Annotated in this window: 26 protein-coding genes; 18 read left to right on the forward strand and 8 right to left on the reverse strand. The window is 63.3% G+C overall.

Features of this window, described 5'->3' with window-relative positions; translation table 11 throughout:
- Window positions 1-7 precede the first annotated feature (7 nt).
- Window positions 8-1,564 (forward strand): carboxylesterase/lipase family protein, encoded by a 1,557-nt coding sequence (locus tag AAFP29_RS03025; RefSeq protein WP_419215824.1) that lies wholly within the window; start codon window positions 8-10, stop codon window positions 1,562-1,564.
- Window positions 1,565-1,570: 6 nt separating this feature from the next.
- Here the strand turns inward: AAFP29_RS03025 and AAFP29_RS03030 are convergent, their stop codons facing one another.
- On the reverse strand, window positions 1,571-2,044 hold the full coding sequence (locus AAFP29_RS03030) for a DUF2599 domain-containing protein (RefSeq protein ID WP_419215825.1): 474 nt from the start codon (window positions 2,042-2,044) through the stop codon (window positions 1,571-1,573).
- 75 nt (window positions 2,045-2,119) lie between these two features.
- Between AAFP29_RS03030 and AAFP29_RS03035 the strand changes: the two genes are divergently transcribed.
- Complete coding sequence (locus AAFP29_RS03035; RefSeq protein ID WP_419215826.1) at window positions 2,120-2,914, forward strand: alpha/beta fold hydrolase; 795 nt, start codon at window positions 2,120-2,122, stop codon at window positions 2,912-2,914.
- Window positions 2,915-3,055: 141 nt separating this feature from the next.
- Here the strand turns inward: AAFP29_RS03035 and AAFP29_RS03040 are convergent, their stop codons facing one another.
- The 5 genes from AAFP29_RS03040 to AAFP29_RS03060 all read right to left on the reverse strand — a co-directional run bounded on the left by AAFP29_RS03040 (window position 3,056) and on the right by AAFP29_RS03060 (window position 7,624).
- Complete coding sequence (locus AAFP29_RS03040; protein WP_419215827.1) at window positions 3,056-3,949, reverse strand: metal ABC transporter permease; 894 nt, start codon at window positions 3,947-3,949, stop codon at window positions 3,056-3,058.
- Window positions 3,946-4,821: a metal ABC transporter ATP-binding protein gene (locus AAFP29_RS03045; protein ID WP_419215828.1), complete on the reverse strand. Its 876-nt coding sequence runs from the start codon at window positions 4,819-4,821 to the stop codon at window positions 3,946-3,948. The genes AAFP29_RS03040 and AAFP29_RS03045 overlap by 4 nt, the downstream gene beginning before the upstream one ends.
- Window positions 4,818-5,720, reverse strand: a complete 903-nt coding sequence (locus AAFP29_RS03050; RefSeq protein ID WP_419215829.1) for a metal ABC transporter solute-binding protein, Zn/Mn family — start codon at window positions 5,718-5,720, stop codon at window positions 4,818-4,820. Before AAFP29_RS03050 ends, AAFP29_RS03045 begins: the two co-directional genes overlap by 4 nt.
- A gap of 81 nt (window positions 5,721-5,801) precedes the next feature.
- The gene (locus AAFP29_RS03055; protein WP_419215830.1) at window positions 5,802-6,371 is read right to left on the reverse strand and encodes a TetR/AcrR family transcriptional regulator; all 570 of its coding nucleotides are present in this window, start codon (window positions 6,369-6,371) and stop codon (window positions 5,802-5,804) included.
- Entirely contained in the window at window positions 6,368-7,624 is a 1,257-nt protein-coding gene (locus AAFP29_RS03060) for a cytochrome P450 (protein ID WP_419215831.1), read from the reverse strand. The genes AAFP29_RS03055 and AAFP29_RS03060 overlap by 4 nt, the downstream gene beginning before the upstream one ends.
- Before the next feature lie 88 nt (window positions 7,625-7,712).
- Here AAFP29_RS03060 and mshA point away from each other — a divergent pair, with 88 nt between their 5' ends.
- From mshA to AAFP29_RS03100, 8 genes are all read left to right on the forward strand, one after another.
- Window positions 7,713-9,038 carry a D-inositol-3-phosphate glycosyltransferase gene (gene mshA, locus AAFP29_RS03065; protein ID WP_419215832.1) on the forward strand — a complete coding sequence of 442 codons (1,326 nt, stop codon included), beginning with the start codon at window positions 7,713-7,715 and terminating at the stop codon, window positions 9,036-9,038.
- A 34-nt stretch (window positions 9,039-9,072) separates the two neighbouring features.
- The gene (locus AAFP29_RS03070; RefSeq protein ID WP_419215833.1) at window positions 9,073-9,621 is read left to right on the forward strand and encodes a YbjN domain-containing protein; all 549 of its coding nucleotides are present in this window, start codon (window positions 9,073-9,075) and stop codon (window positions 9,619-9,621) included.
- An 82-nt stretch (window positions 9,622-9,703) separates the two neighbouring features.
- Window positions 9,704-11,311, forward strand: coding sequence for an AMP-binding protein (locus AAFP29_RS03075; RefSeq protein ID WP_419215834.1), 1,608 nt, complete (start codon window positions 9,704-9,706; stop codon window positions 11,309-11,311).
- A 99-nt stretch (window positions 11,312-11,410) separates the two neighbouring features.
- Window positions 11,411-12,070 carry a DUF1361 domain-containing protein gene (locus AAFP29_RS03080; protein ID WP_419215835.1) on the forward strand — a complete coding sequence of 220 codons (660 nt, stop codon included), beginning with the start codon at window positions 11,411-11,413 and terminating at the stop codon, window positions 12,068-12,070.
- Between the two features lie 13 nt (window positions 12,071-12,083).
- Window positions 12,084-12,830, forward strand: a complete 747-nt coding sequence (locus AAFP29_RS03085; protein ID WP_419215836.1) for a phosphoglyceromutase — start codon at window positions 12,084-12,086, stop codon at window positions 12,828-12,830.
- 100 nt (window positions 12,831-12,930) lie between these two features.
- Complete coding sequence (locus AAFP29_RS03090) at window positions 12,931-13,251, forward strand: GNAT family N-acetyltransferase (protein WP_419215837.1); 321 nt, start codon at window positions 12,931-12,933, stop codon at window positions 13,249-13,251.
- A 143-nt stretch (window positions 13,252-13,394) separates the two neighbouring features.
- Window positions 13,395-14,738: a sensor histidine kinase gene (locus AAFP29_RS03095; RefSeq protein WP_419215838.1), complete on the forward strand. Its 1,344-nt coding sequence runs from the start codon at window positions 13,395-13,397 to the stop codon at window positions 14,736-14,738.
- Window positions 14,735-15,424: a winged helix-turn-helix domain-containing protein gene (locus tag AAFP29_RS03100; RefSeq protein ID WP_419215839.1), complete on the forward strand. Its 690-nt coding sequence runs from the start codon at window positions 14,735-14,737 to the stop codon at window positions 15,422-15,424. Before AAFP29_RS03095 ends, AAFP29_RS03100 begins: the two co-directional genes overlap by 4 nt.
- Window positions 15,425-15,443: 19 nt before the next feature.
- Here AAFP29_RS03100 and AAFP29_RS03105 read toward each other — a convergent pair whose 3' ends face one another.
- Together AAFP29_RS03105 and AAFP29_RS03110 are read right to left on the reverse strand one after the other, a co-directional pair.
- Entirely contained in the window at window positions 15,444-15,908 is a 465-nt protein-coding gene (locus tag AAFP29_RS03105; protein ID WP_419215840.1) for a GNAT family N-acetyltransferase, read from the reverse strand.
- Complete coding sequence (locus tag AAFP29_RS03110) at window positions 15,908-16,768, reverse strand: hypothetical protein (RefSeq protein ID WP_419215841.1); 861 nt, start codon at window positions 16,766-16,768, stop codon at window positions 15,908-15,910. Before AAFP29_RS03110 ends, AAFP29_RS03105 begins: the two co-directional genes overlap by 1 nt.
- Window positions 16,769-16,867: 99 nt before the next feature.
- Here AAFP29_RS03110 and AAFP29_RS03115 point away from each other — a divergent pair, with 99 nt between their 5' ends.
- The 8 genes from AAFP29_RS03115 (at window position 16,868) to AAFP29_RS03150 (ending at window position 23,820) form a co-directional block, all read left to right on the forward strand.
- Complete coding sequence (locus AAFP29_RS03115; protein ID WP_419215842.1) at window positions 16,868-17,830, forward strand: hypothetical protein; 963 nt, start codon at window positions 16,868-16,870, stop codon at window positions 17,828-17,830.
- A complete protein-coding gene (locus AAFP29_RS03120; RefSeq protein ID WP_419215843.1) occupies window positions 17,830-19,251 on the forward strand; it encodes a hypothetical protein in 1,422 nt (473 codons plus the stop codon). Before AAFP29_RS03115 ends, AAFP29_RS03120 begins: the two co-directional genes overlap by 1 nt.
- Complete coding sequence (locus AAFP29_RS03125) at window positions 19,248-20,132, forward strand: sugar phosphate isomerase/epimerase family protein (RefSeq protein WP_419215844.1); 885 nt, start codon at window positions 19,248-19,250, stop codon at window positions 20,130-20,132. The genes AAFP29_RS03120 and AAFP29_RS03125 overlap by 4 nt, the downstream gene beginning before the upstream one ends.
- 24 nt (window positions 20,133-20,156) lie before the next feature.
- Window positions 20,157-20,987, forward strand: coding sequence for a thioesterase family protein (locus AAFP29_RS03130; protein ID WP_419216330.1), 831 nt, complete (start codon window positions 20,157-20,159; stop codon window positions 20,985-20,987).
- Window positions 20,988-21,030: 43 nt separating this feature from the next.
- The gene (proC, locus tag AAFP29_RS03135) at window positions 21,031-21,873 is read left to right on the forward strand and encodes a pyrroline-5-carboxylate reductase (protein WP_419215845.1); all 843 of its coding nucleotides are present in this window, start codon (window positions 21,031-21,033) and stop codon (window positions 21,871-21,873) included.
- A gap of 217 nt (window positions 21,874-22,090) precedes the next feature.
- Window positions 22,091-22,321, forward strand: a complete 231-nt coding sequence (locus AAFP29_RS03140; protein ID WP_007317204.1) for a helix-turn-helix domain-containing protein — start codon at window positions 22,091-22,093, stop codon at window positions 22,319-22,321.
- Between the two features lie 207 nt (window positions 22,322-22,528).
- Entirely contained in the window at window positions 22,529-22,630 is a 102-nt protein-coding gene (locus AAFP29_RS03145; protein ID WP_003402602.1) for a 30S ribosomal protein bS22, read from the forward strand.
- Between the two features lie 131 nt (window positions 22,631-22,761).
- Complete coding sequence (locus AAFP29_RS03150; protein ID WP_419215846.1) at window positions 22,762-23,820, forward strand: NAD-dependent epimerase/dehydratase family protein; 1,059 nt, start codon at window positions 22,762-22,764, stop codon at window positions 23,818-23,820.
- The last annotated feature ends 49 nt before the right edge of the window (window positions 23,821-23,869 follow it).

A 23,869-nucleotide genomic window follows, 5' to 3' on the forward strand; every position in this document is an offset into this window, starting at 1 on the left:
GGTAACCATGACAGTCAACGATGTAAATGTCGTCACCACGCAGGGTGTCGTCGCCGGCGTCCGGGGCAGACGCACCCGTGCCGGTACCACCAGCTGGAAAGGCATTCCGTTCGCGGCACCGCCGGTCGCCGGACGACGTTTCGCCGCGCCTGAGCCGGCGCCCAAGTGGCCGGGCGTCCGTAACGCGGACGAGTACGGCAAGGCTGAGATTCAGCGTAAAGAGGTCACCGCCGTGGCACCCGGCAAATTCTGGCCGATGGGCGAGGATTGTCTGACCCTCAATATCTTTGCCCCGCAACGCACATCGGCTGGGCCGCGGCCGGTAATGGTCTTCATCCACGGTGGCGCCTATATCCTGGGCACCACCGCGACGCCGTTATACGACGGCGCACTGTTGGCCCGCGACGGCGACGTCATCGTAGTCACCGTGCAATACCGGTTCGGTGCTTTCGGATATCTCGACTTCAGCGCCTATTCCACGCCGGAGAAGACCTTCTCCAACAACAACGGTCTGCGTGATCAGGTCGCGGCACTGGAGTGGGTGCGCGATAACATCGCCGCCTTCGGCGGAGATCCGGCCAATGTCACGATCTTCGGTGAAAGTGCGGGTGGCTCGGCGGTGACCGCGCTGATGGCCACCCCCGCCGCGGAAGGGCTGTTCGCCAAGGTGATCAGCGAGAGTCCCGCGCTGGATCTGGTGATGGATCAAGACGAAGCAGATGTCTTCGCCGACGAATTCCTGCGTCTGCTGCAGGACCCGCAGCGTAAGTCACGAACGATGGAGCGCACCGAAGAGCCGATCAGCCCGGAGCATGCGCAGAAGTTGCTCGCACAGGCATCGGCACGGGAGATTCACGAGGCCACCGAGCGGCTGACTCGGTTCGCGGTGCGCGCGGGCGCGCGGGCGACCATCCCGTTCGGACCGGTCGTAGATGGCGAATATCTACCCAAACGTCCAGTGCAGGCCGCGCTGGCCGGCGAGACCCACCGAGTGCCGCTCATCATCGGCAGCAATAAGGACGAGGGCAACCTCTTCACCAAATTATGGAATATCCTGCCCGAGGGCGAGCAGGCACTGATCGGCGTGCAAGATCCGGCGCACCGCGCCGCGCTTTCGGCTGTCTACAACGACGGTCACCCCCGCGCGAATATCCGCCTGGCCGGCGATGCTGTCTTCTGGGGCCCGATGATGCCATTCGTCGAAGGTCATATGCGGCATGCGCCGACTTTCGTCTATCGCTATGACTTCAACCCGAAAGTGCTGCGCTGGACGGGATTCGGCGCGACCCACGCGACCGAACTCTTCGCGGTGTTCGGGGCGTACCGGATGGCACTGGGAGCCGGCCTCGCCCTGGGCGAGTGGCGCAGGACCGCACGGATCACCCGACAGGTGCAGCGCCACTGGTCGGTATTCGCGCGGACCGGGACACCGGAGAAGCAGTGGCCGGCATATGACGAAGCCACCCGCAGCGTCATGATCCTCGACGTACCGCCTCGCGTCGAGAGCAATCCACAGTCGGCTCGCCGGGAGACTTGGCAGAAGGTCCACCAACTGGTCGGCTAGTTTGACCTAGCTGGCGGGGCCCTCCTCGGCCCCGCCCGGATTGCAACGCGCCGAGACCATCTCGTCGTCGGTGACCACCGGCCTCGACGGTTCCAGATTCCAGCTGGTCTTATCCGGATCGACAAGTCGGGCAAAGGTCCAGTGACAGTCGAATTGAGCCTTCATCGACGCGGTATTCGCCGATGGTTCGTCGGCGACAACCTCGCGCCAGGCCGCCGCCATCGCCGTATCGGCGCTGGTCCGGCGGCCCGACGGCGTTGGATAGACCTGCAGACTCGCGCCGACATCAGTCGTCGTCCACCGCACATGGTCGATGAACGGCGGCGGGTAGACCGGGACGGTTGGCGTCGATTCGAGTGGTTCGGAACTACTGACGGTTGGCGTCATGGTCGACGTCGGCGTTGACACCGGCATCGGGTCTGCCGACCCGCACGCGGTCAACATCGCGACTGCGGCAGGTAACGCCACGAACGCGGCCACTGCACGAGATGTTGTTCTTTCGATTCGCAATCGTTCCCCTCAAACCCGCCAACTTTTGCCAGACTGAACAACAGTATGAACGCGAACCCTGACGATACCGTCGATGGCGGTACTTACCTGACACTCGGTCCGCGCCGAATTTGGCATTTCGAGGGTGGCGATCCCGCCGGGCATCCGGTGATATTGCTGCACGGTGCCTTTGCGTCCGCGGCAACGTGGGGAGCGCAATTCGCCGATTTCGGCGCGGCCGGACTACGTGTGCTCGCCCCCGAACGCAGCGGCCACGGGCACAGCCCAGACCATGTCGAGCCGTTCAGCTACCTCGACATGGCCGCCGAGACCATCGACTATCTCGAAGCGGTACTCGACCAGCCAACGCATATCGTCGGCTGGAGCGACGGTGCCGTGGTCGGGCTGTTGGTCGCAATGACCAGGCCCGATCTGGTGCATCGGATAGTTCTCGTCGGGCAGTATTTCAGCCGGTCGGGGGCGATGGCGGATACCTGGTTCGAGTCGGTGCGCGCCCGTGACCCGGAGACAATCGCGATGCTGCGAACCTATTACGACACGGCGTCGCCCGATGGCCCCGAACACTTCGACACGATCCTCGCCAAGACGATGACACTGATCAGCGTCGAGCCGGATTTGGCACTCGATCAGATCGCGCGAGTTCAGCATCCGACGCTGGTGGTGCAGGCCGACAACGACGTCGTGCAGTTGCAACACACGATCGACGTCGTGAACGCGTTGCCGAACGGTCGGTTGGCGGTGTTGCCGGGGACGCACATCATGCCCATCGAGGCGCCGGAAGTTTTCAATCCGTTGGTGCTGTCATATCTGGCCGCCGAGCCGCCGTCGAAGTGGCCGTAGCGGAGGCTGGGCTCGGCTGGAGGCTGCGCCATCGGGCGTGGCGAGGGAGATGTTCCCTCGGGCGGGCTCAGGTTGCAGGTTTGAGCCGGGCTGGAGGCTGCGCGGTGGGGCGTGGCGAGGGAGATGTTCCCTCGCCGACCCTCACACCGCAGGTTTCAGCTCACGTGGCGTTCGGTCTCCGCTGCGCGAGGCGATGATCCGCGGGCCCGCGAAGCGGCAGATCAGGTAGATCACGAACGAGATCGTGGTCACGAACACCGACACCGGCAGGCCGGGCGCCAGCGAGAGGACCAGGCCACCCACCGCCGCTACTTCCGCGAAAACGATCGAAAGTCCTATAACCACAGCGGGGTTGGAGCTCAAGCGGGCCGCGGCCGCGCCCGGCGTGATCATCAGCGACATCACCAGCAGAGCGCCGATGATCTGCACACCCTGTGCACAGGCCAGGCCCATCAATACCGCGAAGATTATCGACAACGCCTGCATCGGCACCCCCGCCGCCTGCGCGACGCGCGGATCGGAGCTGGCGAACAGCAAGGGGCGGTAAATGATTGCCATACCGATCAGCACGATGACGGTGGTGATCGAAATGGCGGTCAGCCCGGCGGTCCCGACGCTCACCACCTGTCCGGCAAGTAACGCGAAGCCGGTGCCGGTTCGCCCGTACAGCGTCATGAACAGCACCGCCAGGCCGAGGCCGAAAGCCATCACCACGCCGATGACCGAATCTCGTTCGCGCGCACGGTTTCCCAGGAAGCCGAAGACTGCGGCCGCGATGACCGCGCCGACGACGCCGCCGACGTTAACGCTCACTCCGATGAATAGCGCGGCGGCGGCGCCGGTGATCGAAAGTTCACTCACGCCGTGTACCGCGAAGGACATCTGCCGCGCGACGATGATCGGGCCGAGGATGCCGCCGAGCAATCCGAGAAGCGCGATGGCCAGCAGGGCCTGTTGCACGAAATCGCGGGAGAGCAGATCAAGTGTCTGCTCCAGATTGCCGAATTGGCTTATCTGAGCGGCCGCCAGTGTCATCGTTGCCCGGTCCGATGCGCGGCGCGCAGAAGCGTGGCTTGATTGTGTCCGGTTAGTGGCTCGCCGCTCAGATCATCGCAATGATGCGAATCCTCGCCGCCGATCACCAGCAGCCGATCCTTCACCCGAACCACCTCGATGTCGCGACCATAGAGCGCCGACAATGTCTGGCTGGTCATCACCTCGTCCGGCGGACCGACCATGAACCTACCCGACGATTCGCCGCCGTCGCCGGCCACACCGCCGACGAGATATAACACCCGATCGACATACGGCAGGATCGGATTGATCTCATGCGTTACGAAAACCACTGCGGTATCAGCCGTGCGTCGGCGCGCATCGATCAACTCGACCACCAATTGCTGGTTGGCCGGATCCAAACTCGACAGTGGCTCGTCGCATAGCAGCAACGCCGGATCGCGAGTCAGTGCCTGCGCTACCCGCAGGCGTTGTTGTTCGCCGCCGGACAGGAGCCCGAGTGGTGCGTCGGCGAAATGGCTTGCGCCGACCTCGGCCAGCGCGACGTCGACTAGTTTTCGACGCCGGGCCCGTCCTCGCCAGCCGATACCCCATGTGCCGCCGTCGACGCCGAAACCCACCAGGTCCCGGCCACGGATGGCCATCGGATCGGAATCGTCGGCGTGCTGCTGCGGGATATAGCCGACCGGATCGGCGACGTCGAGGTCGCCGGCCGTCAACGGGAGTTGGCCGAGCAACGTCCGCAGGAACGACGTCTTACCCGAGCCATTTGGCCCGAGAACAGCGATGAATTCACCTGGCGCGATATCCAGAGCTAGGTCTCGCCACAATGTTCGGGGCCCAAAGGCCAAGTGGCCGTTACGGATTCGAACCGCAGGTGTAGCTGTGCTCACGCCCCGACCGCTTTGGCGATGGCGTCGATCTGCGCGGTTTGCCAGGCCACATAGTCGGTGATGCCGTCGGGCAGGGTCTCGGTGAGTTTCACGACTGGAACACTAGTCTTCTGCGCGATGGCGAGGACCGCTTCGGTCACCGAATCCACCGCTTGGGTGTTGTACAGCAACGCGTGCACCTCGTGGCCGGTCAGCAGGTCCTCGAATTTCGCGCGATCGGCTGCCGACGGTGACTGGCCCTCTTCGACGGCTGCGGTGAATCCGGTTGGTGCGGCATCGATGAGCCCGGCGTCGGCGAGTAGGTAGGTTGCCAGGGGTTCGGTCTGGGCCACCTTTGTTCCGTTGTGGTTCTTCTTGATCGCGTCGAGTTTCGCGATGAGTCCGTCGATCGCCGTGCCGAACTTCTGGGCGTTCGCGCGGTAGGCCGCAGCATTCTTCTCGTCCTTCGCTGCGAGCGCCTCGGCGAGTTTGTCCGCGACGGTGTGTACGACGACGAGGTTGTAGAAGACGTGTTCGTTGACCTCGCCCTCCTTCGCCGAGCGCACCGACTCGGGCAGCTGGTCGAAGGCGTTGATCACGGTGGCGTCGTCGGCTTTGGGGGCCGATTCCAGGTACTGGTCGTAATGCCCGCCATTGATGAGGACGATGCGAGCGTCGGCGACCTTGGCGGTATCGCTCGGCGAGGGTTCGAATTCATGCGGATCGGCACCCGGTGTGTTGAACAGGGTGGTCACCTGCGCATGGTCACCCGCGACGGCGGAGGCCACCGAGCCCCACACATCGGTCGAGGTCACGATGGTCGGTTCGCCGTTCGTCGACGTCGAGTCCCCGCCGCATGCGGTCAGGGTAAGGGTCGCCGAGGCCAGGATCGCGGTGATCGCCACCAGGGTGCGTCGCACAGTGTGTCTCCATCGTTGTCGCAAATGAAAATCGTTACCGACAAGTGTAGATGAGTTCGACACAGTGCGAAAATTGAGCGGTTACAACACGGGCAATACGAAGGTACGCAGCAGTTCTTCTTCGACGAAAAGAGATTCGCCCGGGCTGGTAAGCAGCGACACGATCACCCGGACCAGCCACTGGGCGCGCAGATGCGTTACTGGCGTGTTCGATGGTGCGCCGAGGAAATCGGCGACGACTTTCTCGACCGCAGGGGAAATCAGCGCGAGGTCGGTTGAAGTACCTGCGGCATCGGGCGTGAACCAGGCGAGCAGAGCGGGATTCGCGCGCACTCCGGCCAGCGCGGCGGTGATCGCGCGAAGTGTTCGCTCCTCGCCGACTGTCTCGCCGACCGCGTCCGAGACGTGGCGCACCACCTGCTGAGCTGCGCGATCGATATAGGCGAGCTGCAATACTTCCCGGCTTGGGAAATAGCGATAGAGCGTCGCCCGCGAGCAACCGACCGCCTCCGCAACCTGCCGCATGGTCACGGCGTTGACTCCATCGGCGATGAAAAGTTCCTCGGCGACGTCGAGGATGCGACCGGCGGCGAGTTCGGCTCGCTCGCCCGCAAGCCAATCGCCGGGACGGTCCGACGATGTGGCCGTCATCGGTTTCCGTTGGGGTAGAACGGCACGTACAGCGGGCGTCGGACGTAATTGCCCGACGCCCATTCGATGGCGTCGGAGTCGACGGCGAAATCCCGATAGCGTCCCAGCACCTCGGTCAACGCGACGCGTGCCTGCATTCGAGCGGCTGCCGCGCCCAGGCAGTGGTGGTTTCCGTGGCTGAAAGTCATGATGTTTCGGGGGCGTCGGGTGATATCGAGGTGTTCGGCGTCGGCGCCGAACCAGTGTGGATCTCGGTTCGCCGAACCGTAGCAGAGCAGCACCTTGCTGTCGGCCGGGATGGTCGCCGGGCCATTCGGAGTGTCTGGATAGATGACGTCGCGGGTTGTGGTGCGGGCCAGCCCCTGGACCGGCGACGTCAGTCGGAGGAGTTCGTCGATCGCACCACCGAGGAGTTCGGGATCATCCAGCAGTAGTCGGCGCTGATCGGGATAGCGATGTAATAGGTCGACGCTGCCGCCAAGCATGCCCGTCGTCGTGTCGTTGCCGCCGGCGACCATGGTGAAGGTGAACGCCAGGATCGATAGCATGCCGGAGGGATCGGCCGGATCGTCGGCCAGTCCTGCGGAGACGAGCTGGGACACAGTGTCTTCACCGGGGTGAACTTTGCGGAAGGCGACTAGTTCGGTGAAATAGGCGAGCAGTTCCATCGTCGCTTCACCGGCGGTGCTGATCGCCTCGGCGAGCCCGCCGGTTCCCGACGTCGCGCCGACGATCGACTGGGTCCAATCGTCGAAACGTCCCCAATCTTCTTCTGGCACACCAAGATAGTGTGCGACGACCATCGACGGCAATGGTTTGAAGAGATCTCCGACGATGTCGGCTGGACCGTCGGCGTCCAGGGTGGACAGGCGTGCCACAACGAACTCGCGCACCTTGGGTTCGATTTCACCGACCTGTCGCGGGGTGAATCCACGAGCGACTAGTTTGCGGAATTGCGTGTGCTTGGGCGGATCGAGCATCACCATCGGCGGGTTGTCGGCCATGCCGATCGCCTCGATCTCGCCGCGCACCACGGTCAGCCCCTGCGCGGACGAGAAGGTCGCGGTGTCGTCGGCGGCGCAGAGGACATCCGAGTGTCGAGTGAGCACCCAGAAGTCGTCGTCGTCGTCGGTTCTAGGTGCGTGATGAATCGGATCGAATTCCCGCAGACTCGCGTACATCGGGTATGGATCGCGCCAGGTCTGGGCGGAACGCAAAGTATAGGCGGCGTCATGCGACAGATGCGATGTCATGTATGGATAGTGAGACATATTGGGGAAAGTGTCAAGGCTTCGATCGACGCCATGATCGACGCGCGGGGAGCGTGGCTAGTCTGGACTCATGTCCCTACCCGCCAAGCCGCGTCGCGTCGCACTGATCTCGGTGCACACCTCGCCGCTCGCGCAACCGGGTACCGGTGATGCGGGGGGACTGAACGTATATGTCGCGCAAACAGCGCAGCGCCTGGCCAAGCGTGGCATCGACGTCGAGATCTTCACTCGCGCGACGTCGTCGGCACAGCCGCCGATCGAGTATCCGCGGCCCGGCGTGATGGTGCGAAATATCGCGGCGGGGCCGTATGAGGGGCTCGACAAACGAGACCTGCCCGCTCAGTTGTGCGCCTTCGCCGCGGGAGTGCAACGCGCCGAGGCCACCCAGCGTCCCGGCTACTACGACCTCGTGCATTCGCACTATTGGCTATCCGGACAGGTTGGCTGGCTGGTGCGCGATCGCTGGGGCGTGCCGTTGGTCCACACCGCCCACACCTTGGCCGCGGTGAAGAATGCGGCGCTCGCCGAGGGGGATACCGCCGAACCGATGCTCCGGGTGATCGGCGAGCAGCAGGTCATCGACGAAGCTGATCGGTTGGTGGCCAACACGGAAACAGAAGCGTCGCAACTAGTTTCGCTGTACCACGCGGACCCCTCGCGAATCGACGTCGTCACCCCCGGGGCGGATCTGGACTGCTATTCGCCGGGTTCGCGCGATGCCGCGCGGGCTGCGCTGGGTATTGCCATCGACGAGACGGTTGTTACCTTCGTCGGCCGTATTCAACCGCTCAAGGCGCCCGATGTCCTGCTGTCGGCCGCCGCGCCGATTATCGCGGCCGCCGACCGCGGCGAACGGCCCAAATTGCGGGTACTCGTAGTCGGCGGACCGTCGGGTAGCGGGCTGGAGAAGCCGACCGCGCTGATCGATCTCGCCGACCGACTCGGAATCTCCGACGCCGTGACCTTCCTGCCGCCGCAGCCACCGTCGTCGCTGACGACGGTCTACCGGGCCTCGGATGTCGTTGCGGTGCCCAGTTATTCGGAAAGTTTTGGCCTGGTGGCGATCGAGGCTCAGGCCTGCGGGATTCCGGTAATCGCCGCTGACGTCGGTGGGCTTGGAGTTGCGGTCGATAACGGTCGCACCGGCGTGCTGGTCGCCGGGCACGCGATCGGAGATTGGACGAACGCGCTGGAGAAGTTGCTCGACCAGCCCGCCGAGCGGGCGGCGATGGGCAGTGCGGCACACAAACACGCGCAACAGTTCTCGTGGGACCACACCGCGGATCAACTGCTGGACAGTTACGCCCGGGCGATGAGTAGTTTTGCCGCCGCCCACGGGATAGAGCGTAGCCACCGGCGTTGGTTACGACGTCGGCTCACGCGTACCGGCGTGTGACATCACCTGCGAATTTGATTGGGAGACAACTTTTATGACGTCGACTATCGAAACTCTCGTGGCGATCCTCGATGACCGAGGCATCGACTACGCGCGTAAAGGATCGGGTGCCGGGAAAGCCGATCACGTGGTGCTCGAATTGCCTGGCGAACGAAAGCTTAAGACCACCGTGCTGCTGACCGCGGGCGTGCATGGCGTGCGAGTCGAGGCGTTTGTCTGTAGGCACGCCGACGAGAATTTCGAGGGCGTGTTCCGCTATTTGCTTAAGCGAAATCGGCGGCTGTACGGAGTGGCCTACACGATCGACAACGTCGGCGACGTCTATCTGGTTGGACAGATCTCCGAGGACGCGTTGACCGCCGATGAGATCGACCGGGTGCTCGGACAGGTACTCGAGGCGGCCGACGGTGACTTCAATCCGTTGTTGGAGTTGGGTTTTCATACGTCGATCCGACGCGAGTGGGCGTGGCGATCCTCCCGCGGTGAGCCGTTGCACAACCTGATGGCGTTCGAGCATCTGATCGACAAAGAGACAATGCCCGCCGAGGGTGAGCCGGTGCCGGAAATGTACCGATCCTCGTGACCTGACTCTCCCAACGGGTGTTGGTACGATTTCTCCTGCGCCCGAAGTGACCGGGCCACATTTGGGCCAAACCGGAGGTGTCATGAGTTTTCGCAGTCCCTATCCCGACGTCGAGATTCCCAACGTCAGCGTCTACGACTTTCTATTCGGGAATATCGCCGACGACGACCTCGATCGGGTCGCGCTGATCGACCCGAAGGCCGGGGAGGGCGGTCAGACGACCTATCGCCAGTTGATCGGACAGATCAATGCCGCCGCCGGAGCGTTGGCGGCCAAGGGGATTGGCATCGGCGACGTCGTCGGTCTGCTGTCGCCCAACATCCCGGCGTTCGCAACCGTGTTCCACGGCATCCTGCGGGCCGGTGCTTCGGCGACCACGATAAACGCCCTGTTCACCGCCAAGGAAATTGCCAAGCAGCTGCGCGACTCCAAAGCCGTTGCACTGGTGACGATTACGCCGATGTACGCGCAGGCCGCCGAGGCGGCCAAAGATGTGGGCATCGCCGACGAGAACCTGATTGTGCTGGACGGTGAAGGACTCGCGGCGTCGGGACACCCCAACGCGATTGACCTACTGGGCCCCAATCATCCTGCGCCGCAAGTGAGTTTCGACCCGGCGACGCATATCGCGGCATTGCCGTACAGCTCGGGTACCACCGGCAATCCCAAGGGTGTGATGCTCAGTCATACGAATCTGGTGGCGAATGTCGCGCAGATTCGCGAACTGCAAGGCATGAAACCCGACGACGTCATTATCGCGGTGCTGCCGTTCTTCCATATCTACGGCATGACCGTGCTGCTCAACGCGGCGTTGCGGGCGCGGGCGAGCCTGGTCATCATGCCGCGGTTCGATCTGGTCGAATTCCTGGAGAACATCCAAAATTTCAAGGTAACCAGCGCCTATATCGCACCTCCGGTCGCGGTGGCACTCGCCAAACACCCCATCATCGACAATTACGACCTGTCGTCGCTCAAGGTGATGATGTCCGGTGCGGCACCCCTCGACGACGAGTTGGGCAAGGCGGTCGCCAAACGCCTGGACCTGCACATGTTGCAGGGATACGGCATGAGCGAACTGTCGCCGGTCAGTCATCTCATCCCACATGACATGTCCGTGCTCGGATTGCCGGAGCCGCCGCTGTCGTCGACCGGCTGGGCGATTCCGAATACTGAGAACAAGGTCGTCGATCCGGCGACCGGCGAGGATCTGGCACTGCCGACCGACGGATTGTCGGAGCCGGGGGAATTGTGGGTAAAGGGTCCCAATGTAATGCTCGGCTACCTGGGCAACGAGCAGGCGACCACGGACACGATCGACGCCGACGGATATCTGCATACCGGCGACCTCGCGCAGGTCGACTCGACCGGTTGCGTCTACATCGTCGATCGGCTCAAAGAGCTGATCAAGTACAAGGGGTACCAGGTGCCGCCGGCCGAGCTGGAAGCGCTGTTGCTAACCAACCCGAAGGTCGCCGATGCTGCCGTGATCGGTGCCAATGACGAGGCAGGCGAAGAGGTGCCGAAGGCGTTCGTCGTGGCACAGTCCGGAGTTGAGCTGACCGCGGACGAGGTCATCGACTTCGTGGCATCACAGGTCGCACCGCATAAGAAGGTTCGGATCGTCGAATTCATCGACGCGATTCCCAAGTCGGCGTCGGGAAAGATCTTGCGCAAAGACTTACGCCGCTGAAATATGTCCCGAGGCCGGAGGAGATGTCTATATGCCATCTGCTCCGGCCTCGGGACATTTCCCGCAGCCGATCAGCCACCGTCGGGCACACTGGGCCGGGTGACCATTCACCGAGCGGTTCTCGGATTGTCGCTGTTGGCGACCACAGCCCTGACCGTCGTCCTGGGCATCACCGACCCCGCGACGCCGCTGTACTACCCGAGTCGATTCTTGATCTGGAATCTCTTCCTCGCCTGGATACCGATGGTGTTCGCGGTCGGCTTCGCGACGGTACGTTCTCGTGGCTGGCTGGTCCCGTTGGGATTGGGGTGGCTGGCATTCCTGCCCAACTCGCCCTACCTGGTCACCGACCTCGTCCATCTGCGTGAGGGGTATGACCTGTGGCGCCATGTGCTGCAGTACGGATTCGCCGCGTGGACCGGAATCATCCTCGGTGTCGTGTCGATGCTGTTGGTACACCGGCGCGCGCAGCGGGAATTCGGGCCGATCGCGGGCTGGGGGATCGTCGCGGCTTCGGTTGCGCTCTGCGCGGTCGGTGTGGTGATTGGCCGGTTTCAGCGTTGGAATTCGTGGGATCTGGTCACCCGGCCGAATTCGGTTGTCGCACAGACGATGGACTGGGTGAGATCACCGTTTACGCACGTACAGTCGACCGGCGTCGCGGTGGCGGTGGCATGTTTCTTCGGGTTGGCCTACCTGACGATCTGGGCGCTGGCGTCGTCGACAGGCAGTGGGCGCGGCAAACAAATGGATTTGTGAGAAACTACTGGCCATGAGCAACGGCACCTTGATCCTCATGCGGCACGGCGAAAGCGAATGGAACGCGTCGAATCAATTCACCGGCTGGGTTGACGTCGCGCTGACCGAGAAGGGCAAGGCCGAAGCGGTGCGTGCCGGCGAGTTGCTGGTCGAGCACGATCTGCTGCCCGACGTTCTGTATACATCGTTGCTGCGTCGCGCCATCTCGACCGCTCAGATCGCGCTCGACGCCGCCGATCGGCATTGGATCCCGGTCGTCCGCGATTGGCGGCTCAACGAGCGCCACTACGGCGCTTTGCAGGGCCTCAACAAGGCAGAGACCAAGCAAAAATACGGCGACGAACAGTTCATGCTGTGGCGCCGCAGTTACGACACTCCGCCGCCCGCGATCGATCCGGCCGATCAATACAGCCAGACCGACGATCCGCGCTACGTCGATCTGCCAGAGGTGCCGCTGACCGAATGCCTCCTCGACGTCGTGACCCGGCTGATCCCGTATTTCGAAGCCGAGATCGCCGCCGATCTACGCGCGGGCAAGACCGTACTCGTTGCCGCCCATGGCAATTCACTGCGGGCACTGGTGAAATATCTCGACGGTATTTCTGACGCGGACATCGCCGAGTTGAATATTCCCACCGGCAATCCGCTTCGCTACGACCTCGATGAGAACCTGAATCCGCTGAATCCCGGCGGTACTTATCTCGATCCCGAAGCCGCGGCTGCCGGTGCCGCGGCCGTCGCGGCGCAGGGCGGAAAGTAGGCTCTGACGCCGTCCGCTGATCTGGTGGGTGGCGTATCGTTGATTGGTCTTACTCCATTGACGTGGCAGCCTCGGTGTGACGCGCGCTACTCTGGAATGCATGGCAGAGATCGGGACTTTGCACGTCAAACATTCACCAGGTCAAGAGCGATATGAGGCCTATCTTCTCGATGACGACGGCCTGCCGGGCGAACGAGTCGGCTATGTCGACTACGTCGCCGAGGTGGAGCAGATCGTCCTGACGCATACCGTCGTGCCCGAACGTTATGCGGGCCAGGGCATTGCCGGGCAACTCGTGAAATTCGTCCTCGACGATGTGCGCGCGTCGGGTAAGCGAATCGTCCCGGTCTGCACCTACGTCCGCAGTTTCATCAAGCGTCATCCCGAGTACGCCGACCTTGCCGTCCCAGTTCCGCAATAGCCGCTTTTCCTTCCTCGACCTGGTCAAATGGCTACCAGGATTTCATTCGCCCGACGTCGAATATGGTCGAACAGTTCGTGAACAGTCACCGAACAACGTCGCACCGGTGCGATCTGGCGTTCAACACGTCGTAAGCTGATTTTGTGACCGTTGCTTGGGTAATTGCGGCGATCGCACCGGCTTTGTTGTTTGGTGTGCTCATCGGGTGGTTGGTATTCGGCCGCTCGCGCGACGATTCGATTGAGCCCGTCGGTGAAGCCCCGTCCGCTCCCGCGCCGGTTCCTGCTCCAGCGCAGCCTGTGTGCCCGCCGTCGGATGCGATCATCACCGAGACTGCCGATGGCCGGATGACCCGCGCCGCGATGCTCAATCTCATCGTCGCGGAGTCGGAGACGGCGGTCGCCGTGGTAGACGAGTACCGCGATGTCGTGTTGCATAACGATCGCGCGGTCGACCTTGGCCTGGTGACCGACCATTTACTTGCCGATGCCGTCTGGGAGTATGCCGAGAATGTGGTGCACTCTGGCGACGAGGCTCGATTCGAGTTCACACCACCGCTGCTCAGCGGCGGATTCGTGGCTACCGGCCGGGCACCGGGCCGCCCGGTGGAAGCAGTGCGTTGCCTGGTCCGGCTCGTCGAACAGAACAAAGAGCGTTATGCGGTGGTCTACGGCTCGGACGACTCGGAGAATCTGCGAGTCGAGGCGACCCGACGCGATTTCGTCGCCAATGTGTCGCATGAACTCAAGACGCCGGTCGGCGCGATCGGCCTATTGACCGAGGCGTTGCTCGAGTCGGCCGACGACCCCGAGACGGTCACCCATTTCGGCCGACGGGTAGGTGCCGAAGCGACCCGCCTGGGCAATATGGTCACTGAACTCATCGCGTTGTCACGTCTTCAGGGCGGTGAAACGTCGGCCTTCGAATCTGTCGACGTCGACACCCTCATTTCCGATGCTGTCGCCAACGCGCAGATCAGCGCCGAGGCGGTCGGGATCAACCTGTCGGTGGACGCGCCATCGGAGCTCAGTGTGATCGGCGACCGGATGTTGCTGCTCACGGCGCTGAATAACCTGATCGCCAACGCGGTCGCCTACTCGCCGCAGAACACCACGGTGTCAGTCAGCCGTCGAGTGACTAACGCCGACGGACGTCCGGTGGTCGCGATCGCGGTCACCGACCGCGGCATCGGTATCGCTGCGGCCGACCAGCAGCGAGTCTTCGAACGTTTCTTCCGGGTCGACAAGGCGCGTTCTCGTGTCACCGGCGGCACCGGACTCGGCCTGGCCATCGTCAAACATGTGGCCGCGAACCACGACGGCACCATCTCGTTGTGGAGTAAACCCGGCACCGGATCGACGTTTACGTTGTCGGTGCCGCAAGACCTTGCCGGACCTGCCGGCGACCCCGAATTCTCCGATGAGGAGGCCGTCGTCGAACGTCGGTCCGGGGCAACCCACGTACAAACAAAGGAACTCACTCGGTGACCCACGTTCTGATCGTCGAAGATGAGGAATCATTGGCCGATCCGCTGGCCTTCCTGCTCCGTAAGGAGGGTTTCGAAGCCAGCATCGTCAACGACGGCGCGCAAGCGCTGACTGTCTTCGACCGCGTCAATCCCGACATCGTGCTACTCGATCTGATGCTGCCGGGTATGTCCGGCACCGAGGTCTGCAAGGCGCTGCGTCAGCGCTCGGCCGTACCGGTGATCATGGTGACCGCGCGCGATACCGAGATCGACAAGGTCGTCGGACTCGAACTCGGCGCCGACGACTACGTCACCAAGCCATATTCGGCTCGCGAGCTAATCGCACGTATCCGCGCGGTGTTGCGCCGCGGCGCCGACGCCGGTTTCGACGACGATCTGACCATCGGTGTCCTCGACGCGGGCCCGGTGCGGATGGATGTTGAGCGCCACACGGTCGCGGTCCACGGACAGTCGATCACGTTGCCGCTCAAGGAATTCGACCTACTCGAATATTTGATGCGCAATGCTGGTCGGGTGCTCACCCGGGGCCAGTTGATCGATCGGGTGTGGGGTGCGGACTATGTCGGCGACACCAAGACCCTCGATGTCCACGTCAAGCGACTGCGATCGAAAATCGAACCCGATCCGGGTAACCCCAAACATCTCGTCACCGTCCGCGGGCTGGGTTACAAGCTGGAGGGCTAGTTTCACGCGGGCGACACACCTACAACGTCTTGTGAAACCACAACTCGGCGTAGGGATTGTCGTTATACGGCGTCGTCTCTTGATAGCCGCAGGATCGGTAGAGTGCGATGGCTTCGACGAGGCTCGCGTGGGTATCCAACACTACCGAGGTGCGGCCCGACGCCGCGATGGAATCCTCTGCGGCACTGAGCAATCGGCGGGCCAGTCCCAGGCCGCGCGCCTGCGGGTCGACCCACATTCGCTTGATTTCGGCCGATGTCTCGTCGAGAAAACGCACTCCGACGACGCCACGTGCGACGTCGTCGACATGCGCGACGAATAGCGTGCCGTGCGGTGCGGTGAAATCGGTCGGCGACACATTCGTGTCGAATCCGCCCGGAAAGCGTTGGCGCAGTTCGGCGATATACGACGCGAGGCAGCCGCGGGCATCAGCGTCGTCGACCGGCCGAGTTTCTACGGTGATGAGCGGACCAGTCGACGTCACTATTTCTCCTCGGTAAGGATTTCGTATTTGCCGTCGACGCTGGCATGGTCGCGTGCGGCGGCGGTCGCTGGATGAACCGCGATGAGCCCCAGCCCATTTCGGCGGCGGCAGGCCTGCGCCAAGGCGTCGTAGGCCGGTGCGCCGAGGAGTTCGGTCAGTTCCGGCCCGTAGGACTCCCACACCTGCTTCGCCCCGACGTGCGCGTCCGGTGACCCCGAGCAGTACCACTTGAGATCGTGGCCACCCTCACCCCAGCCGCGCCGATCGTATTCGGTGATCGTCGTCTGCAACACCTCGGTGCCGTCCGGACGTTCGATCCACGCTTGTTCGCGACGCATCGGAAGTTGCCAGCACACATCGGGTTTCACGGTTAGCGGCTCAATACCCTTGCGCAGTGCCATCGAATGCAAGGCGCAGCCCGCGCCAGCGGGGAAACCCGGACGGTTCAGAAAGATACACGCGCCCTTGTGTTTACGCGTCTTCAGTGCAGGCTCGTCGTCCAACTCGTCTTCGGTCAGATAGCCCCGTTTGCCGAGCGGGTTTGCGCTGCTGCCCTTTTCGTAAAACTGCCAGTCGGACGGGGTCAACTGAGCGACGCCATGAGCGAGGCGCTTGCGGTCCTCCTTATCCGAGAGGTACGCGCCGTGACTGCAGCAACCGTCGTCGTCGCGGCCGTCGAGGATGCCCTGGCACGCGGGTGTTCCGAACACACACGTCCAGTGTGAGAGCAACCAAGTGAGGTCGGCGCGGATCATATGGTCGGCATTGGCCGGATCGGCGAATTCGTACCACTCTCGGGGAAAGTCGAGTTCGACCTCGGGAGCGGGCAGGTCAGTGAGGGTATGCGCGGGCGACTGCACGCCCCCAACGGTAGACCGGCCAGGCGAACGCAGCACGACGGCGGGCCAATTCGCATGCCGCGTTACCAGAGATTGCCATCACGCACTAAGTTCATAGTCGTGCGTATTGGAGTGCTCGACGTGGGCAGCAACACGGTACATCTGTTAGTCGTGGATGCCCACCGCGGCGGACACCCGACGCCGATGTCGTCCACCAAGTCCGTTCTGCGCCTGGCCGAACACATCGAAACGAATGGCAGGCTCTCCGACGCGGCGGCCAGTCGCCTGGTGGAATCGGTCGGTGAGTTCACTCATATCGCGCGGACATCCGGGTGTGAAGAGGTAACGGCGTTCGCGACCTCGGCGGTGCGCGACGCGACGAACAGCGAGGCCGTGCTCGCAGCGGTCGCCAAGGAAACCGGCGTCGATGTGGAAGTGCTCACTGGCACCGACGAAGCGCGGATCACCTCGCTGGCGGTGCGTCGCTGGTACGGCTGGAGCGCCGGGCGCATCCTGGCCCTCGACATCGGCGGCGGCTCGCTGGAAATGTCGAACGGCGTCGACGAAGAGCCCGACGTCGCGTTGAGTCTGCCCCTGGGCGCCGGCCGACTGACCCGCGAATGGCTGCCGGGTGATCCGCCGGATCGTCGTCGGATCGCGGTGCTGCGCGATTGGCTCGATGCCGAACTCAAACCAGTCGCCAAAGAACTGGCCGAGGCTGGCCGGCCGGATCTCGCCGTGGGGTCGTCGAAAACCTTCCGCAGCCTGGCGCGGCTGACCGGTGCGGCCCCGTCGAGTGCCGGCCCGCGGGTGAAACGTCAGCTCACCACCAGTGGCTTGCGTCAGCTGATCGCGTTCATCTCTCGGATGACACGCGCTGACCGCGCCGATCTCGAAGGCGTCAGCTCCGATCGCGCCGGTCAACTTGTCGCGGGCGCGCTGGTCGCCGAGGCGGCCATGCGGGCCCTTGATGTAGATACACTGGAAATCTGTCCGTGGGCGTTGCGTGAGGGTGTGATCTTGCGTCGACTCGATCAGCAGCCCCCGGATCGTCTTGTAGGAGTGAATGGAGACATAGCTTGATGGCGCAGGATCCAGAATCACGGCCGATCTCGGTATCCGAACTCTTGGCGCGTAGCCGTCGGGAATCCGAGGGCGGGGATTCGACGTCGACGGAGTCGGGAACCTTCGCCGCCTCGGGCCGACGTCGGGTTGGCCGCGACGGGTCGATTTCGGTGGCCGAGATTACCGGCGAGATCCCCAAGATCACCGGACCCGAACCGACGAGTTCGCAGGCTCAGCCTCGATCGTCGTCGCCGTATGTGTCGCAGGGCGAGTCGTCATTCCCCCGATCGTCGGCACCGGCACCGACGTCGGGCGGTGCGCGAACCGCCAGCGGAATGCCCGCCGGCCCGGCACGCCCGCACACTCCCAATCCGGCCGACGCGCAAACCGACGTGACCCCCGCTGTCGATGCCCCGGTCGTCGGATCCCCTGTCGTCGGATCCCCGGTCGTCGGGTCCCCTGTCGTTGATTCCCCGCAGACGCGTGACTTCAACGCGACCGCCATCACTGGGATCATCCCGCTCGTCGACGACTCCGCGCCAGCCGACGATGACCTCGACTTCGAGGCCTACCGCAATTTCGCCGACTACGACACCGGTGAGTCGGCGGCGACAGGTAAGCAAGATAAGCCGAAGAAGGCCAAGCGCGGACTGTTCGGGCGTAAGAAGAAGTCAGCCGCCGCCGAACCTGAGGGGCAGACGCCTGTCGTCGATCTGCCCGAAGCTGATACGCCAGATGAGCCGATTCCCGCGGTCCGCCCCAGTGCCGTGACACCGTCGCAGCCCGCGATCGTGCCGAGTGTTCGTCGCTCGGCTCCGCCGGTCGACGCTGATGCCGGGCCGGCAATCACGCCGCATGTCGTCGCGCGGACACCGGTGACCGAGCAACCGTCGGCCCCAACGTCGGAGGCACCCGGACTGGCGACTGATGACACGCAGGAAATCAGCGTCGTGCGCAGTGTCACGCCCTCGGTGACTCGGTCGGTCACCCCGTCGAATAGTTTCGATGAGCCGGCTATCACGCCGTCGCGCACGACGCACGCCGACGATGATTTCGAGGCGGCGCCACCGGCCGGGCCCGCGCACAACATTCGCACCTCGCTGCGCAAAGCGATCACCGATGACACCGAAGCTGGCCCTATCCCGGACGAAGCGCCGTTGAACCGCAAACACTCGCCAGTGGTGCAGTGGCTGCTGTTGATCGCTCAGTGCGTCGTCGGACTCGTCATCGGGGCCGGGATGTTCTGGGGATTCACCGAGTTGTGGCGGTGGAGTCCCATTTTCGCGGTGGTGCTCTCCGCCGTTGTGATCTTCGGCATTGTCACCATCGTGCATGTCGTGCGACGCAGGCATGATCTCGTTAGCACATTGCTCGCATTGGGCGTTGGACTGATCGTAACGATCGGTCCGCTGGTATTGCTGGCATCATCTTCTACGTGACACCTCGCTCAGAGATCCCTATCGGGCTGTCGACAGCCTCGGTGTACCCCCAAAACACCGAAGCCGCCTTCGCTTATGCAGCCGAACTCGGCTACGACGGCGTTGAATTGATGGTGTGGGGCGAGGCGGTCAGCCAGGACATCGCGCACGTCGAATACCTTTCCCAGCGGTATCAGGTCCCGGTGTTGTCGGTACACGCGCCGTGTCTGCTCATCTCACAGCGGGTGTGGGGTCGCGACCCGATGGTCAAGCTGGCCAAGTCGGTGGCCGCGGCCGAAGATCTGGGCGCGCCGACGGTGGTCGTACATCCGCCGTTCCGATGGCAGCGAAGTTATGTCGCGGCATTCGACGATCTGGTTGGTGAACTCGAATCTGACAGTGGCATCGCCGTCGCCGTCGAAAACATGTTCCCGATGCGCGCCGATCGTCTCTTCGGGGCAGGCGACCGTTCGATCAAACGACTCAACGCACGAGGCGGAGGACCGGGTGCCAGCGCGTCGGCGTTCGGCAAGTCGATCGATCCCACAGACGACGGCTACGACAATTACACGCTCGACCTCTCGCATACCGCCACCGCGGGAGCCGACGCCCTCGCCATGCTTGGCCGGATGGCAGGCGGATTGCAGCATCTGCACCTGACCGACGGCCACGGCGCGGCGACCGACGAACACCTCATCCCCGGCGACGGGGGACAACCCTGTGTCGAAGTCTGCCGGCGTATCGCCGAAAGCGACTTCGACGGTGCCGTGGTCCTCGAGGTGACGACGAGTTCGGCCCGCACCAAACCCGAACGTGCCGAGATGCTGGCACGATCGTTGGACTTCGCCCGTACCCATCTGCGTCGGGAACCGGTGCCGGGCGCGAATCTGATCCACGACTGAACATCTATGGAAAAGGTAGGACCGGTGGCGACGCTGCTGTCTTCGTTGCTCGATTTCACCCGACTGGACTCCGACGACGGTGTGTCGACATTTGGCACGACCATTGATCCGGCATTCACCATCGGACCGAAAGTCCACGGCGGAACTTTGCAGATGGTGTCGGCCCGGGCAGCCGCGTTGGCCCTCGCCGACGCGGTGCCCGACGTCGGCGACATACATCCGCTTGCGGTGACGAGCAACTATCTGAGCGCGCCCGACCCGGCCGGGATCACGCTGGTCACCCGGGTGCGAAAGACCGGCCGGACCGTATCGATAGTCGACGTCGACGTTGTGCAGGGCGATCGCACGATGGTGACCAACTCGGTGGTCCTCGGCCGGCTCGACTCTGGCGATACCCATTTCTCCACTCGGACCGGGCTGCACGAGCTTCCGCCCGAGCCAAGTGCCGACGGCCTGCGTGTTGGCGACACGCCGATGGCCGACATCATGCATCTGTCCGCGGCGCTCGACGTCGTACTCGACCGGGAGTCATTCGCTGCGCTGCGCGGGGAGAAGGCCGACCCGGTATTTCTCGGCTGGGCTCGTCCCAAAGATGCCGAGCCCGACCTGGATTTCACCACCCTCATCTGCGATATCTCACCGCCGGTCGTGATGAACCTCGGCCTATTCGGCTGGGCGCCGACGGTCCAGTTGAGTACCTATTTGCGTCGGCATCCGGCACCCGGTTGGTTGCGGTACCAGTCGTCGTCGACCGAAGTGGGCCGGGGCATGTTCGAAGAGGATCACCTCGTCATCGACTCTGCGGGTACCGTCGTCGCACAGTCCCGCCAGCTTGCGCTCATCCCGAACGGTTGACCGCGCGGCGGCCGTCCATCCCATTCGTATCGAAAGGTTCACCATGACCGAACGCGTAGCAATCATCGGCGGCGGAAAGATCGGCGAGGCACTGCTCGCCGGTCTGGTCTCGTCGGGAAAGCCGGTGAAGGACTTGGTCGTCTCGGAGAAGGTGACCGACCGCGCCAACGAGATCGCCCAGGAATACGGCGTTCTGGTGACCGATCCGCGGTCCGCAGCCGAGTCGGCGAGCATTGTCGTGATCGCGGTAAAGCCAGATGCCGTCGACGCGGTATTGCGGGAGATCGGCCGCGCCGACGACGACGGCGACAACGAGCGGGTGACGGTCACGCTGGTGGCCGGACTGCCGACGTCGGTATACGAGGCCGCCCTACCGGCCGGTTCACCGGTGATCCGGGTGATGCCCAATACGCCGATGCTGGTCAATGAGGCGATGTGTGCGCTCTCGGCCGGTCGATATGTCAGCGACGAGCAGATCGCGAAGGTCACCGCACTTCTAGAGGCTGTCGGCAAGGTGACCGTATTGCCGGAGAAGTTGATGGATGCGGCGACCGCGATCTCCGGCTCCGGGCCCGCCTATGTCTTTCTGATGGCCGAGGCGATGATCGACGCGGGCGTCGGACTGGGTCTGACGCGCGTGCAGGCGGCCGAGCTCGCGGTGCAGACGATCCGTGGCGCGGGGTTGTTGTTGTCGGAGTCGGGTCTGTCGCCGGTCGACCTGCGTGCCGCGGTCACTTCGCCCGGTGGTACAACCGCCGAGGCGATCCGTGAGTTCGAGGCGAACGGCTTTCGGCATGCCTTCTACCAGGCAACTCGTGCCTGTGCCACGGCGAGCGCCGCCAATAGCCATCGAGTTGACCTTGAGGGTTCGGGCGCCAATAGCTAACTCGTGCCCGGATTGATATCGGTTAGCGAGCCTTGGCATCGCCGCAGGTAGGCGTGTTACTACTGGTGGTTGATTCAAGGTGAATACTAAAAGCTGACCACTCACGTCGCTTTATTCACATCTGCCACGCTAAGCTGCAAGAAGCACGTGCGTGTCTGATGTCCGCAGGAGGGGAAGCCTGCGGCCGCGACGCGTGCTCGAAAGAGGTATCGGTTTCATGGCTGCAGAGAAGTCTGGAGACAGAAGCGGCACAGTGAGCAATGCTGCCAACGGCACGCAGTTCCTCACCGTTGCTGAAGTCGCATCGCTAATGCGTGTTTCGAAGATGACCGTGTACCGACTGGTGCACAGCGGTGAATTGCCCGCAGTGCGCGTCGGACGCTCATTTCGCGTACATGCGAAGGCGGTCCACGAATACCTGGAGACGTCCTACTTCGACGTCGGCTAGTTCGGCGGCCGCGTAGTCGAATCGTCGGCTCCCCCGTGCGTGAACGCACACACGGGGGAGTTGTTGTGTCCCGCGAATGCGGCTATGCGGTGCCGATTTCGTCGTCGGGGACCGGGCCGGTAAGCTGGCGTGGTTAGCCTCGACCGACCGGGATCAGGCCCGACGGTCACATTGAGTCTTAGTAACAATCGGTTAGGAAGCGCCCCAATGGGTTCAGTGATCAAGAAGCGTCGCAAGCGCATGTCGAAGAAGAAGCACCGCAAGCTGCTTCGTCGTACCCGAGTGCAGCGTCGCAAACTCGGCAAGTAGGCATGTCGTCTCGCGCGCGCTGGTCGAAGAACCACTGCTGCAGGGACGAAAGAAGAACCCGCCCACCCTTCTCGGAGCCGGGCGGGTTCTCGCTTATCTGGCTACCGTAGGACCCATGAGCGAGTTGATTCATGACTGATCCATCGACCACTGCCTCGATGCCGCCGCGATCGGTACTGGTGACCGGCGCGTCGACGTTCCTCGGTGGATATCTTGTGGCACGGCTGGCGGCCAATCCGGAGATCGAGACCGTTGTGGCCGTCGACTCCCGTGTCCCCACTAAGGCGCTATTGCGTCGGATGGGGCGCGCGGAATTCGTCCGCCTCGACATTCGGCGTCCGACGATTGCCAAAGCAATTGCCAACTATGAGGTTGACACCGTGGTTCACGCGTCGACATCGATCATGGACGACGCCCCGCATTCGGCGGCGATCAAAGAATTCAACGTCGTCGGCGCGATGCAGGTTGTCGCGGCGTGTCAGCGCAGCCCCTCGGTCAAACGTCTCATTCTGCGGTCGACGGCGATGGTCTACGGCGCGAGCAGCAAAGACCCGTCACATTTCACCGAGGGGGATGCCCCGCGCCGCGAGCCGTCGGGTTATGGCCGCGACCTGCTCGACATCGAGGGCTACTGCCGTGGTCTGTCTCGACGCCGCTCCGACATAGACGTGACGATCGTCCGCTATCAGGCGATGCTTGGCCCGCGGATTCGGACCAGGATGGGGTCATATCTGTCGTTGCCGGTGGTGCCGACGGTGTTCGGCTTCTCGCCGCGGCTGCAGTTCCTCCACGAGGAGGACGCGCTGGCCGCACTGGAACATGCGACGTTGGCCGGCAAGGCCGGAACTTTCAACATCGCGGGCGATGGCGTGATCAGTCTGTCGCAGGCGATTCGTCGGGCCGGGCATATCGAATTGCCCGTACCAAAAGGGTTGCTGGCGCCGGTGTCGGCAGCACTGCAGGATGTGCGGTCGGTGAAATTGCGGTCCAGTCAGACCGATTGGCTCACCCACGGCCGCGTTCTGGACACCACGCGGATGCGTTGCGAATTGGGGTTCGCACCGAAATACACCACCTCGGCGACCGTTGACGATTTCATCGAGCGCGGCGCGGGCAAGCCGGTTATCGCACCCGGAACTTGGAACGAGATCGAGCGCTCGCTGGTGTCGGCGGCGCATCAGCTGGTTTGAGCCCGACCTAAATGTTAGAGAATTGTGAATATGACCGGTACCACGCTGC

The sequence above is a fragment of the Gordonia sp. CPCC 205333 genome, assembly GCF_048537885.1.
Taxonomy (GTDB): Bacteria; Actinomycetota; Actinomycetes; order Mycobacteriales; family Mycobacteriaceae; genus Gordonia.

What these genes read in the sequence shown, in the direction of transcription:
- AAFP29_RS03140 (WP_007317204.1), top strand. Translation starts at nt 22,091, where the DNA reads ATGGCTGCAGAGAAGTCTGGAGACAGAAGCGGCACAGTGAGCAATGCT.
- AAFP29_RS03090 (WP_419215837.1), top strand. Translation starts at nt 12,931, where the DNA reads ATGGCAGAGATCGGGACTTTGCACGTCAAACATTCACCAGGTCAAGAG.
- mshA (WP_419215832.1), top strand. Translation starts at nt 7,713, where the DNA reads ATGTCCCTACCCGCCAAGCCGCGTCGCGTCGCACTGATCTCGGTGCAC.
- AAFP29_RS03035 (WP_419215826.1), top strand. Translation starts at nt 2,120, where the DNA reads ATGAACGCGAACCCTGACGATACCGTCGATGGCGGTACTTACCTGACA.
- AAFP29_RS03055 (WP_419215830.1), bottom strand. Translation starts at nt 6,371, where the DNA reads ATGACGGCCACATCGTCGGACCGTCCCGGCGATTGGCTTGCGGGCGAG.
- AAFP29_RS03145 (WP_003402602.1), top strand. Translation starts at nt 22,529, where the DNA reads ATGGGTTCAGTGATCAAGAAGCGTCGCAAGCGCATGTCGAAGAAGAAG.
- AAFP29_RS03075 (WP_419215834.1), top strand. Translation starts at nt 9,704, where the DNA reads ATGAGTTTTCGCAGTCCCTATCCCGACGTCGAGATTCCCAACGTCAGC.
- proC (WP_419215845.1), top strand. Translation starts at nt 21,031, where the DNA reads ATGACCGAACGCGTAGCAATCATCGGCGGCGGAAAGATCGGCGAGGCA.
- AAFP29_RS03040 (WP_419215827.1), bottom strand. Translation starts at nt 3,949, where the DNA reads ATGACACTGGCGGCCGCTCAGATAAGCCAATTCGGCAATCTGGAGCAG.
- AAFP29_RS03060 (WP_419215831.1), bottom strand. Translation starts at nt 7,624, where the DNA reads ATGACATCGCATCTGTCGCATGACGCCGCCTATACTTTGCGTTCCGCC.
- AAFP29_RS03025 (WP_419215824.1), top strand. Translation starts at nt 8, where the DNA reads ATGACAGTCAACGATGTAAATGTCGTCACCACGCAGGGTGTCGTCGCC.
- AAFP29_RS03150 (WP_419215846.1), top strand. Translation starts at nt 22,762, where the DNA reads ATGACTGATCCATCGACCACTGCCTCGATGCCGCCGCGATCGGTACTG.
- AAFP29_RS03085 (WP_419215836.1), top strand. Translation starts at nt 12,084, where the DNA reads ATGAGCAACGGCACCTTGATCCTCATGCGGCACGGCGAAAGCGAATGG.
- AAFP29_RS03120 (WP_419215843.1), top strand. Translation starts at nt 17,830, where the DNA reads ATGGCGCAGGATCCAGAATCACGGCCGATCTCGGTATCCGAACTCTTG.
- AAFP29_RS03070 (WP_419215833.1), top strand. Translation starts at nt 9,073, where the DNA reads ATGACGTCGACTATCGAAACTCTCGTGGCGATCCTCGATGACCGAGGC.